Annotated in this window: 8 protein-coding genes; 2 read left to right on the plus strand and 6 right to left on the minus strand. The window is 59.8% G+C overall.

The genetic code is table 11. From position 1 onward, the window contains the following. Positions 1-118: 118 nt before the first annotated feature. Together nuoE and IT585_02105 are read right to left on the minus strand one after the other, a co-directional pair. Entirely contained in the window at positions 119-592 is a 474-nt protein-coding gene (gene nuoE, locus IT585_02100; GenBank protein ID MCC6962022.1) for an NADH-quinone oxidoreductase subunit NuoE, read from the minus strand. 198 nt (positions 593-790) lie between these two features. Continuing rightward, entirely contained in the window at positions 791-1,327 is a 537-nt protein-coding gene (locus IT585_02105; GenBank protein MCC6962023.1) for an Lrp/AsnC ligand binding domain-containing protein, read from the minus strand. Between the two features lie 197 nt (positions 1,328-1,524). On the opposite strand from IT585_02105, the gene IT585_02110 reads away from it, so the two are divergent. Continuing rightward, a complete protein-coding gene (locus IT585_02110; protein MCC6962024.1) occupies positions 1,525-4,689 on the plus strand; it encodes a CHAT domain-containing protein in 3,165 nt (1,054 codons plus the stop codon). Between the two features lie 27 nt (positions 4,690-4,716). Here the strand turns inward: IT585_02110 and IT585_02115 are convergent, their stop codons facing one another. The 4 genes from IT585_02115 to hemW all read right to left on the minus strand — a co-directional run bounded on the left by IT585_02115 (position 4,717) and on the right by hemW (position 10,202). Beyond that, positions 4,717-6,153 carry a sodium/proline symporter gene (locus IT585_02115; GenBank protein MCC6962025.1) on the minus strand — a complete coding sequence of 479 codons (1,437 nt, stop codon included), beginning with the start codon at positions 6,151-6,153 and terminating at the stop codon, positions 4,717-4,719. A 186-nt stretch (positions 6,154-6,339) separates the two neighbouring features. Continuing rightward, positions 6,340-7,221, minus strand: a complete 882-nt coding sequence (locus tag IT585_02120; protein MCC6962026.1) for a hypothetical protein — start codon at positions 7,219-7,221, stop codon at positions 6,340-6,342. A 53-nt stretch (positions 7,222-7,274) separates the two neighbouring features. Then, complete coding sequence (locus IT585_02125; protein ID MCC6962027.1) at positions 7,275-7,850, minus strand: sigma-70 family RNA polymerase sigma factor; 576 nt, start codon at positions 7,848-7,850, stop codon at positions 7,275-7,277. A 1,167-nt stretch (positions 7,851-9,017) separates the two neighbouring features. Further along, positions 9,018-10,202, minus strand: coding sequence for a radical SAM family heme chaperone HemW (hemW, locus tag IT585_02130; GenBank protein MCC6962028.1), 1,185 nt, complete (start codon positions 10,200-10,202; stop codon positions 9,018-9,020). Between the two features lie 130 nt (positions 10,203-10,332). Here hemW and IT585_02135 point away from each other — a divergent pair. After that, positions 10,333-12,344: glycosyltransferase family 39 protein (locus IT585_02135; protein ID MCC6962029.1), on the plus strand; the 2,012-nt coding region annotated here is incomplete at its 3' end.

The raw sequence follows: 12,344 nt of genomic DNA on the forward strand, positions 1-12,344 counted from the left end.
GCGCCGTCCTGCAATTCCTTCTGAAAGGCTTCGTAGACTTTCTCGCCGCCGGCGGAAATTCCGCAGGTGGCCAGACCGACCATGACTGTCTTCGATGGCATATTCCTTCAGCCTTTCCCTACTTGCGCCGCAGATCTTTGACGAGTTTGCGGGTTCGAATCGGCGTGAGGCGGCCGAACGTTTCGTTGTTGACCATCACGACGGGTGCCAGTGAGCAGCAGCCAAGACAGGCTACCGAGACCATGCTGAATTTGCCGTCGTCGGTGGTTTCGTCGTAGCTGATGGCGAGTTCGTCGGAAAGCGTGTTGGCGATTTCTTTGACGCCGTTGACGTGACAAGCCGTGCCGTTGCAGACCTTGATAACTTTTTCACCAAGGGGTTTGGTGCGAAATTGCGCATAGAAGGTGACCACACCGTAGACCTCCGCCGGCGGGATTCCGGTGACGTGACTGATGTAGTCGATGGCGCGTTCGGAGATGTAGCCGTAAGTGTCCTGAGCTGATTGCAGCAGTGGAATCAGAGCACCGGCGTGGCCGTCGTATTTCCAGATGTCGACGTTGAAAGGTTTGAATTCGTCTTGTTTAGTGTCCATAGACTGCGGTCTCCGGGTGACAGCACGTTAACGGTCGCCTATCGCTGGTTATGGTCGCAAATTCCCTAAGGTCATGCGGCAGAAAGCTAACAGCATGTGAAAAAAATCGCAAGCGAAATCGTCCGGTTTTGGTCATATATTTGTCAATCGAGCCTGTCATAGTATCGGGATTGTTTTAATCCTATTAAGGAGATCGGCTCAGAAGCCGGCTAACTTGATGATTCTGTGCTGGCGGGCGCGGAGGACACCGGGCAGCGGGCGGATTTTTTCGTTAACTACCTTATTGAGGAAATCGAAGTTGGAACCGCGCATGCGGACGATGAGCGAGCACGGCGGTTCGGCGACCTGGCAGGAAGCTGTTGCGCTTAAGAGACTTACTGCCTGGAAAACGGTCTGGAAGCGGCTGTCGTCGACCTCGACAAAGAGATACGATTCGGCGATTGGATTGTCGTTTGGCGGGACATGATCGTTGTCTACCAGTGTGTCGACGCGGCAGAGTTCGGTCCTGGCAACCGCCGGTAACGGCTTGACCATAGAGCTGACGAAATGGTCCAGGCCAACTCCGGAGAGGGGCTCGATGGTAGCGATAATGTCAAAGTCGCCGTCAACGGCTTCGCAGGTGACCACATGATCGAACTTAAGGAGTCTTGCGATCAGGTCAGTGCGCAGTTCCGGATTCGTGGTTTTCAACAGCAGCAGCGCTGGAGCCATCTTCTCATCATTAAGATTCGTCATAACCGTACTCATCAAAGGTAAAAGGAAAGCAGGCGGTGATAGCAATCACGGCCCACCGAGTAAATCGGACGGAGGCAATATATCGGCCCGACAGCGGCAATTAAAGGGATTTTTGCGTGAACGGAGACTTTTTGGGACAAGATCGACAGCGGCAATGAACTTGCCGACGGTGGTGAACGGACTTAACATTGAGGTCGATGCGAACAAGGTTGTTACTGCCCCTTCTGCTTCTGCCAGCAGTAGTCGGATTAAATGCGGTCGATGGTGCACGACCGGAACCGGCGGACAGCGCCACCTATTCGCGGTTCCAGTTGTATCGCGCGATCCAACAACGGCTTGAGCGTTACTTCGATTTTGAAGACGCCCGTGCACTGCGCGAGGCCGAAGAGATGGCCACGGCGCTGACCGAAGAGTTTGCCGACAGCTTCTATCTTCGGCAATGCTCAAGGTATCGGATCTGGCGCAGTTCGCAGAACCCTGAACGCCCGCTTCTGAAGCAGCGATTCCAGGAGTTGAGTGCGCTGCTGGGGGCAGCGACCGCAGATACGGTTGTGGCAGGCCGATTCGCCGCGCTCGGCGATGACTTTGAACGTCTCGGTGACACCGCCGCTGCAGTTATCTGCCGACAGCACGGCGGCGATCTGTACTCGCGCCTGGGATCATTCGATGCAGCGGCGCGGCAATTGGACCGTGCCCTGCGGTCTGCGCGTGCACTCGGTGATTGGGACGGCACCGGGAGAACCTTCAATCTGGTCGGCAGTCACCTTGAGCGAGCAGGGAAGTATCTGGCAGCGGGGGAGTATTTTGATTCGGCGCGAGTGATCCGGATGCAGATCGGAGATCGGCGTGGTGTTGCCGAGACTCTGGGCAACATCTCGGCGATTTACCTGGTGTTCGACGACCGGGAGCGCGCCTATCAGTTTGCGGCGGAAGCGCTGCGGTTACGACGGGAGGCGAATGACGGCGCGGCGACGCTGCAGACGCTGTTTAATATCATTCCGACTTTTGCCGGTGTGCAGCCGCTTGACACGATGAGCCGGCTTCTGGCAGAAGCCGAGAGTTTGGCGGCGGCGAATCCGCAGATGGCCACAGCGGGACGACTCGACTATTGCCGGGCGGCGATGTTGCGCGCCGGCGGAGCAACCGATTCGGCGCTTCTGCTGCTGAAGCAAGCGGCAGCCGATCCAGCGATCCAAAGCGATCGTCGTCTGCAACTGCTGGTGCTGCAGGATCTCGCTTCACTGGATGTAGCGGTAGGCGATTACCGCGCGGCGCTACAAACGTATCTGCGGGCACAAGCGCTGGCGGAATCGTTGCGCCAGCGTCCGGCGTCAGCGACGATCGCCCACAATCTCGGCGCGCTGCAACAGCGACTCGGCGATCTCGAAGGCGCGGAGGAGTCGTATCGTCAGGCGTTGACGCTGCGGCGGCAATTGCAGATGGGCGGGCAGTCGCTCGGAACGCTGGTAAATCTGGCCGACATCTACACCACGGCCGGGGATTTTGCGACCGCGGCGGAGTATCTCCAGCAGGCGGCGATCGTGGCCGGGGTTGCGCGGGATCAAGGCGACTGGGAATTGGTTTTCCTCGCACTGGCGCGGCTCGGCAGCGCGCGCGGCGAGACGGAAGAGGCGATGGGTTGGATTGATTCGGCATTGGTCAGCGATGATGGCAGCGGCACGCAACGGCGCTTTGATTTGCTCTGCCTCAAGGCGGAAGTGGCCCGCCAGGGTCGGCGGCTGTCCGAGGCAAAGCAGTACCAAGAACAAGCCCAACAAATGCCGATCAGCGGAGCTACGAGGATCAATGCCCAGAAAATAGCGTTACTGAAGGCTCTGTGCGCATTTGACGCAGGTGAGTGGGCTGATGCTCGCGGCGAGCTGGCGCAATTGGTGGCGGAGATCGAGCATACGCGATCGGCGCTGCCGGATCTGCAGTTGCGCAGCATCTACCAGGCGCAATCGCGATTTGTGTACGAGAAGTTGATTGCCACCGACTATGAGCTGTATCGCCGTAGCAGCGACGGCGGTTGGGTTGACTCGATGCTACTCTACAGCGAGAAGGCTAAATCACGGAGCTTGCTGGATGCGCTGGAAGCACCGACTGCGCCCGGAGACCGATATAGTGCGCGCGAGGGGCGTCTGCTGGCAACCCTGGACAGCCTGGAGACGGTGCTGGGTCGCGATGCGACGGCATCGCCATCCAACAGCGCGCGCCGACAGGCAGAGCAGGTGGAGAGTGAGTTACGGCGGCTGCGGCTTGCCCGGGCCGGAATTGTCAATCCGGCCGCATATGAGCTGCAAGATCTTTCGGTCGCCGAGATCCGTCGGGGGTTAAGCGACGAGCACACGGCCGTGTTCAGTTATTTGCTGGCGCCGGAGCGGTCGTTTTTGGTGATCATTGACCAAAGCGGCGCGACGGTGACGGTGTTGCCGGGGCGGGCGGAGATCACGCGCGCGGTGACGCGATTCAGCCGGGTCATTCAGCAATCGATCAGCGAGGAGACGCTGCTGGACAGCGTCAGTCTCGCTGCGGAGTACCTCGGAGAGATAGTGCTTCCGGTCAGACTCCTGCAAGACCGACGTTATCAGCATTTGTTCATCAGCGCCGACGCCGCCTTGAGTTTGGTGCCGTTCGAGGCGCTGCGCGTCAGTGGGGACTACCTGATTGCGGCGAGCGACGTCGTGATGGTGCCGTCGCTGCATCTGCTTCAGATGTCCAGCGGCGCAGAGTCGGGGCGGAAGGGACGGTTGCTGGCGATTGCCGATCCGCGGCGCGGGGCGGCGATGAGACAACTTCCCTACGCCGATGATGAAGTCGCCTGGATCGCGGAGGCACTGGGTCGGGAACGGGTGAGCAGTTTAGCGGGAGCGGCGGCGACGCGCGCGGCGCTGGGGCGTCAGGATTTGGGGAGCTTCGATTACTTGCATTTTGCCACGCATTCGAGCATCCACTACGACGATCCGCTGCGCTCGAAGATCTGGCTGTCGCAGGACACGCTGGAGGGCGGCGGCGATTATCTGACGATCGCAGACATCCGCAAACTGAAGCTGCATGCCAACCTGGTGGTGCTGTCGTCGTGCGAGTCGGGCGGGGGCGAGTTTGAATTAGGCGAAGGAATGAACGGGTTTGTGCGGGCGTTCTTCGAGGCGGGGGCGCACAACTTGATCGTTTCGTTGTGGGAGGTTGAGGATTTTGCGACGGCAACTTTGATGCGCGCGTTCTATCGCCATCTGGACAATGGGTATGCTGCGGCGCTGCGGGCGGCGAAGTTGGAGATGTTGTCATCGCCGCGGCGCAAGCACCGGCATCCGTTTTATTGGTCGCCATTCGTGTTGACGAGTTCGGGGGCGGCGAATTAGCGTTGTGGGTGAGGCGTTGGAGAGAGGTTAAGCAGAGCGTCGGGCGCGCGCTGCTGGGGTCAGAAGGCTGACGACAACTACCAATACCAGCGCGACTATGAAGCCAGGGACGAGTTCGTAGAGCAAGCCCGAAAGGTCGAGAACCGATTTCCACAAAATCACGACGAGCGTGCCGGAGATCATTCCGGCGAGTACGCCCCACTTGGTGATACGTTTCCACCACAACGTCAGAATCAATGCGGGTCCGAAGGAAGCTGCCAGTCCGGCCCAGGCGTAGAGGACAAAGCGGTAGACGGTATCCTCGGCGGTGAAGGCGAGCAGATAGGCGACGGCGCCGATAGCGATCGTGGCAATGCGTGACAGCCAGACCAGGCGGCTTTGGGAGGCGTTGTGGTTGATCATGCGGTGGTAGACATCCTCGGCGACGGCGGAGGTTGAGACGAGGAGCTGGCTGTCGGCAGTGGACATCATGGCGGCGATGGCGCCGGAGATGAAAATGCCGGCCAGCCACGCCGGCAGCAGGTCGCGCACCATGTGCGGCATGATTTGTTCCGGATCGGCAATGGTGCCGCTGGAGTAGAGGGCCAGGCCGAAGATGCCGACGAGGACGGCGCCCCAGAAAGCGAGGACCGCCCAGATGATGGCGATCAGGGAACCGCGTTTGAGTTCGGAAACTCTGCGGATTGCCATGAAGCGGACGACCAGATGCGGTTGGCCCATGTAGCCGAGGCCGATGGCAAGGCCGCCGATGATCACCGACCACATCGCCCAGCCGGATTTGCCTTCGGTGACGGTAAGCAAGGTCGGGCTGACGGCGTGGAGTTTGTCGACCATCGCGGCGGGGCCGCCGATTTCGATCAGCGCGACCGCCGGCAGGATAACGAGGGTGGCGACCATGAGCAGACCCTGGAAGAGGTCGGTCCAGGCGACGGCGAAGAAGCCGCCCATCACGGTGTAGATGATGATGATGACGCCGCCGATGATCATGCCCCAGGTTTGGGAGATGCCGAAGCTGACGTTGAGGACTTTGCCGGCGCCGATGAATTGCGCGGCGACGTACATCGTGAAGAAGAGGAGAATCACCAAGGTCGAGACGACGCGGATGATCTTGGAGTGGTCGCCGAGCATGGCTTCGAAAAAGTCGGGCAAGGTGATGGCGCCGAGTTTTTCGGACATGATGCGCAGGCGACGGGCGACGAAGACCCAGGCGAAGAGAATGCCGAAGGTGCAGCCGATGGCGGGCCAGAGGGCGGAAAAGCCGGAGGCCCAAGCGACTCCGGGCAGGCCGATCAGCAGCCAGGCGGATTCGCCGGAGGCACGTTCGGAGATGGCGACGACCCAGGGGCCGAGTTTGCGGCCGGCAATCAGGAAGTCATCGAGGGTTTTGGTCAGGCGGACGGTCACGAAGCCGACCACGAGGACGACGACCAGGTAGAGGATGAAGCCGATTAACGCCGGATCCACGCTTACGAATCCTCATCCTTGCGGCGATAGTGGATGATTTCCAGCGTCAGCAGCACCAGCGGCGGAACGATCAGAAAAAACCAGGTCCAAAAGGGCATGGGCAAAGTACTCGTGAATTCTATCGAGAATCTCGCAGAAATTAGGCTGGTCTTGTCAGCCGATCAACAACAATTCTGAGCGCCGTCTTTAGTCCTGCACGGTGACTTTGAAGTAGAATTCGTACTCGGCGGGGAGAAGGTTGGTGCCTTCGGGAAACTCTTCTTTGATGGAGAGCGAGAAGCTGCCGCCCTGCTTGAGAGCGTCGAGTACCTTGGTGTCGGTGACTTTGAGTTCACACTGATTGGTCAATTCGGTCGGGGTGCATTCGAGCCGCTGATTGTCGAGGGCCAGAGTGGCGGCCTCGCCGCCGCGGCGGAGCAGATCGATGTCGTAATGGTAGTCGGGCACGTCGACGCGGTCGGTCGGGAACGCGAAGACGAGTTCGCGAGTGGATTTCTTGAGCGAGACCTGCATCTCGGGGAGATTGCCGGCATCAAAGACCGAGCGCTTCTCGAACTGCGGCAACAGCTCGATGCGGGCGATGTCGCCGCCGGGGCGGTTGAAGATTACAACCGAAGCAAAGACAAGCACGAGCACTGCGGCGATCGGCACGATGATGCGCGAGATCGTTTTGGCGGCGAAGATCGACCAGATCTTGGCGGGGGCAGCGGACGGGTTCGGCTCAAAGCGTTCTTCCGGGATGTATTTCACGGCCTGGCGCAGAAGTTCGACATCTTCGGTGCAGGCCGGGCATTGCTGGAGATGGGTGGTGATTTCGGAATACTCGGCGGAAAGTTGATTCAGGCGGCCCTGGGCAAAACGGTCGAGGAGTTCGGGCGTCGGATGAGACGAAAACTCGTACTTCGGCAGGTCGCGGCGGATGGAGTGAATTCCCTGCCATAAAGCGCGTTCGGCAGCCAGTTCCGGCGAAGCAGCAATCGCGGCCTGGACGCGTTCGGCGTCCTGCGGGCTGAGTTTTCCCTGCACCAGCAGCGGAATCAGGGCTGTAATCTCGTCGTTGACACTCATCGCCAATATCTCCTTCCAGAGCAATTGTCGGAAGGCAGGGGTTGTGGTTCAGACTAAATCAGTTTTTCCTTCAGTTCCATCGCCATCTTCTTGCACTCGTGCACCTTACGCTTGACGGTACCCTCCGGCAGGCCGAGTTTTTCGCCTATCTCCTTGTAGTTCAACGACTCCGAGAAGACCATCCGCCATAGTCTCTGGCATTCGGCGCCGATCGAGCGGAAGATTTTCAGGAAAATCTTGTACTCGACGGAGCGTTCGTGGATGACGTCGGGGGCGTCGTCGCCGGCGGGTGCGGGCAAGTCGTCCGGATCGGCGGCGCGCTGGACGCGTTGGCTGCGGACCTGGTCGATGCAGGTGTAGCGGGCGACGCGCTGGACGTAGGTGCGAAAGGTGGACTCGCCGCGGAATTTGCCGGCCTTGAGCGAGGAGAACAGCTTGAGGTGCACGATCGAGTTGATGTCCTCGATCGGGTCGACGAAGTGCCAGACCGAGAGGCGGGTGACCTGATTGATCCAGGTGTCGACCTGCTTGTAGTAATCGCGCTGGCCGGCGACATAGCGATTGGCCGACTCGATTTCCTCTTCGGGGCGAGCGCTCTTCTGTTTGTCGATGATGGAAAGCACCGGCAACAATATATCTCGGTTGAACTGGAGGGACAAGGTTTTAGTCGGGGTAGGGGGAGCCAAGCACCCTCACCCCTGCCCCCTCTCCCAGAGGGAGAGGGGAGGAAAGGCTTCATCCGGAATTGCGCGGAGCGAGGTTGGTCGCGAACTTGTTTGCAGTTCAGGTGAGCAGCAGGTCGCCCCACGAAGCGCGCGAAGTCTGTGATATGTTGAGAGTCGATGGTGCTCCGCGGGAAGACCTGCCGCAACGGCAAAGGTGTAGCGGCGCGAGAAGTGTTGGCGCACGAGCGAAAACCGACTGAAGTCGGCACTACAGTGGACCAAGCGGGAGCCGACTGAAGTCGGGCCCACGTGCGACCAAGCTTGAGCCGATTCAAGCCGGCGTTGCAGTGGGAAGGAAATAGGCGGTGCGGCAGATCTCCGTTGAAGATGGTGCTGATGGAAGTATGCGTCTGCAAGGAGATCTGCCCTACTCAAATCAAAGCAGATTGCCTCGTCGCGGCGGAGGGCGGTGAAAATTGGTGAGAGTGCGAGCGCTCCTCGCAATGACAGCGCAATGGCAGTTCTCGCAATGAGGGGCGGTAGAGTGCGGAACTTCGGCGTTAGGAGATGCCGGCAATTCGAGTTGAGTCAATACAACCCCCTGGCCCCTTCTGCTACGGGGGAAGCGTGGTCGGCGAGAGTGGCGAGGGCGTGAGATATTGGTTAGTGGATTCTGGTTTGGAGGCGGCGATTCGACCCTCACCCCCGGTCCCTCTCCCAGAGGGAGAGGGGAGTTGGCAACATCTCCGCGGAGGCGGGAGTCCAGGATCGGCGCAGCCTCTCGGAGGAAGAACGAAGGCGGCAGGTCACAATCCCGCGCGGGCAAGTGCAGTAGACGTGGTCAGTTGGGTGGTGCGCGGGATCAAGACCTGCCGCAACGAGGAGAATCGTCGCCTTCATCTTCATCCCACCGCAAATCCTCGTTTTGTCCGACCCAGCGCAATCCCTTGTTCCTCGGGACGCTACGCAGGCGGTGGGATACCGGAATCAGATTGCTTCGTCGCGGCAGAGCATCGAGTAGGCGTTGAGTGCACGTTCGCTCCTCGCAGTGACACGGTGCAGTTGCTCCTCGCAGTGACAAACATCGGCGATGGCGGCGTCAGGGGTAGATTGGCGCAAGGCGCAATCGGGTCAGACAGTGTTGGGAAGGAGGAGGGACATGATCAGGTCGGAGCGGAAGAAGCCGCGCGGGGTGAGGCGGAGGAAAGCGTCGTCGAGGACGGCGTCACCATCTTTCTGGAGGGCGGCGATCAGATCGGCGCGCGCAACAAGGATGTCATAGTCGAACGTGGCGGCGAGGGAGCGATGATCGAGGCCGCGATGAGTGCGCAGCGAAAGCATGATCGTCTCGATCAGCCGTTTGCCGCGAGTGATCTCCTCGACATCAGCGGGGGGCAAACGCTTCTGCGCCAGCGACTGCACATAGCGGAAGATATCGGGATCGTTCTTGTAGCGGCGGTCGCCGATGGTTCCGACTGCGGCGGGTCCGAAGGCGAGGTAATCACGGGCCTCCCAATAGGCGAGATTGTGGCGACAGCGGCGGCCGGGTTGCGCGAAGTTCGAAATCTCGTAGTGTTCCAGGCCAGCGGCGGCGAAGAATGCGATGGCATGGAGGTAGCGCTCGGCGATGACGTCGTCGTCAGGCAAGGTCACTTCACGACGTTGCACCTGATAGCGCAGCGGGACGGCGCCTTCCAGCATCAGCGAGTAGAAAGAGACATGCTGGGGTTTGAGGGCGACGGCCGCTTCGAGGTCGGAGCAGAAGGTGGCGTCGGTTTCATCGGGGAGGCCGTACATCAAGTCAATCGAGATATTTTCGAAGCCGGCGTTGCGGGCGGCAGCGACAGCGACTCCCACCTGCTGCGCGGAATGCAGGCGTCCGAGACGGGAGAGATTTGCTGCAGCGAAGGACTGGGCGCCGAAAGAGATGCGGTTGACGCCGAGAGCGCGCAGGCAGGAGAGTTTCTCCGGCGTGGACGATTCGGGGTTGGCTTCAGATGTGAATTCAAGATCGGGCGCGAACTCGAAGTTGTCGCGCAAGGCGGTGACGATGCGTTCCCAAGTCTCGGGCGAGAGGACAGAAGGCGTGCCGCCACCGAAGTAGATCGTGTGCAACAGGGGCCGGTCGGAATTACCGGATCGGTGGGGTTCGAGCGCGGCTTGAGCCTGCCATTGCTGTGAGCGGAGCGTGATTTCGGTAACGATGGCGTCGGCGTAGCGGTGTTCCGATTCCTCGTCGTGGACGAGGCGGTAGAAATCGCAATACGTGCAGATCTTCGCGCAGAAGGGGACATGGAGATAGCAGGCGAGCGACATCGAGGCAAGATAATACTCGGGGGCAGCAGAGTCACGCGTCGGATCGCGTCGATGCGGGTAAAATCGAGAAGCCGACGGTGGAGGTTTCGTCTTGCCCCCTGCGGCTGGATTGGATATTATCAGGCGACACATGATCGAACCCTTAATTTCAGCAGACGAGACAGTGACGCCGCGGTTCCCGTGGATCGATATCGCAATTGTCTTAGCGGTCGCACTGGTAGCGCGGTTGATCCATTTGTACGCCTCTGCCGCTTCGCCGATCTTCAGTTATCTCACGTTCGACTCGATTTACTATCACACGATTGCGCAGTATCTGAGTCACGGATCGGAGTTGGGGCATGAAGGGGTGTTCAAAGCGCCGCTGTACGGGTTGTTCATCGCGGCGAACTACAAGCTGCTCGGGGCGAATGTGTTTTTACCCTTGTTGCTACAGAACATCTTTGGAGCGATTTCGTGCGGATTGATTTATCTGATCGCGACGCGGGTGTATTCGCGGCCGGTCGCGTTGATCGCCGGACTGTGCGCCACGCTGTTCGGGCCGCTGATCTACTTTGACTCCGAAGTGTTGCCGACTTCCCTGACGATCGTACTGACGCTAACAGCAGTCTGGGCGCTGATCATGTTCGAGACGTCGCGACGGTGGGTTTATCCGCTTGCAGCCGGAGTGGTGCTAGCGCTGGCGGCGGCCAACGCGCCGGAAGTGTTGTTGTTGGCGATTGTGCTTTGTGTGTGGCTTCTGCGGCTGCGCGCGCCGGAACGGGTTAAGCGCGGACAGGTTGCGACCTACGCTCTGGCCGTGATCCTGCCGCTCGTGCCGTTCGTGATGCGCAATCACGATATCGGCCGCGAGACGGTTCCGTTTCTGACCGACGTGGGGGTGCGACTGGCGGTGGCGAACAATGCGGAGGCCGTCGGCCGCGACTTTCGGTTGCCGAATTCGGTTGATGAGCCGGGGTTGTCGTATCTGAACGCCGTCGACGCGGCCAACCGTACCAACGGGCGCGAGGTGCCGTTGCAGAATTTTGGGTCATTCTGGACGGGACGAGCGGTCGGATATATGTTCGCACACCCGGTCGATTGGCTGAAGCTGGAGTTGCGCAAACTGGCGCTGCTGATCAGCGGTTACGAAGTCGCGCTCGATAAGCCGTTGTACTTTTTTGCGCAACAGAGCCCGATCTTGCGGTGGCTGTTGTGGGATTCCGGGGTGGCCTTCCCGCTCGGGGTTCTCCTGCCCCTGGCACTACTGGCTGCAATTGGTCCGCGACAAGCGCGGCAAGGGCAATGTCCACTGGCGGCTTTGGCGGTCGTTTTCACGGCGGCGGTGTTGATCTTTTCGCCGTTCAGCCACCAGCGATTGCCGGCGATTCCGGCGGTGATTATCTGGGCGGCAGCGGGATTTTGGGGCATGATCACGTTGATACGCGCCGGCTATTTCCGGCGGTTCTATCGCAATCTGGTCGTGTTTGTTATCGCGTTCGCAGCGGTCAATGGGATCATTTATGCTTTCGACACGAAGGTCAGGATCAACTCCGAGTTGGAAGGCAGGATCTACACGGGCAACGCCTACTTGACTGCGAACGTGATGGAGCCGGCGCGACGGGAATTTGAGGAAGCGGCCAAATCCGATCCGCGTTCGCCGCGGCCGCACAGCGGGCTGGCGTCGGTCTATCTGCGGTTAGGCAACGATTCGCTGGCCATTGTCAGCAGCTATCGCGCGGCCGGGCTGGCACCGAGCGACGACCGTCCGTATCGCTTCATCGTCAATTCCTACAAGCGGCGCAACAAGGTCACCGATCTCAATACTCTCCTCTACAATCTGATGCGAGAGTATCCGAAGGCGAACTGGGTATTTGACGAGTATGCGGACTTGCACAACCGTCTGCAGGAGTACACGCAGGTAGCGGACATCTACGAGCGGGCGTTCCAGGCCGATACCACCTATTACGACGCGATCTTTCGTAAGGGGGAGACTTACCTGATGGCCGACATGCGCCAGGAAGCGGAGGAAGAATTTCGACGTTACCTGAGCTACATGCCGAGTTCGATCGAGGCGCAGGCGAATTTGGGGCAGGTGTATGCGCGCCAGCGCAAGCTGGACCTGGCGGAGGCGCAATTTGAGTTCGTGCGGCGGGCACAGCCGTA

This window comes from Candidatus Zixiibacteriota bacterium (genome assembly GCA_020853795.1).
Lineage (GTDB): Bacteria > Zixibacteria > MSB-5A5 > CAIYYT01 > CAIYYT01 > JADJGC01.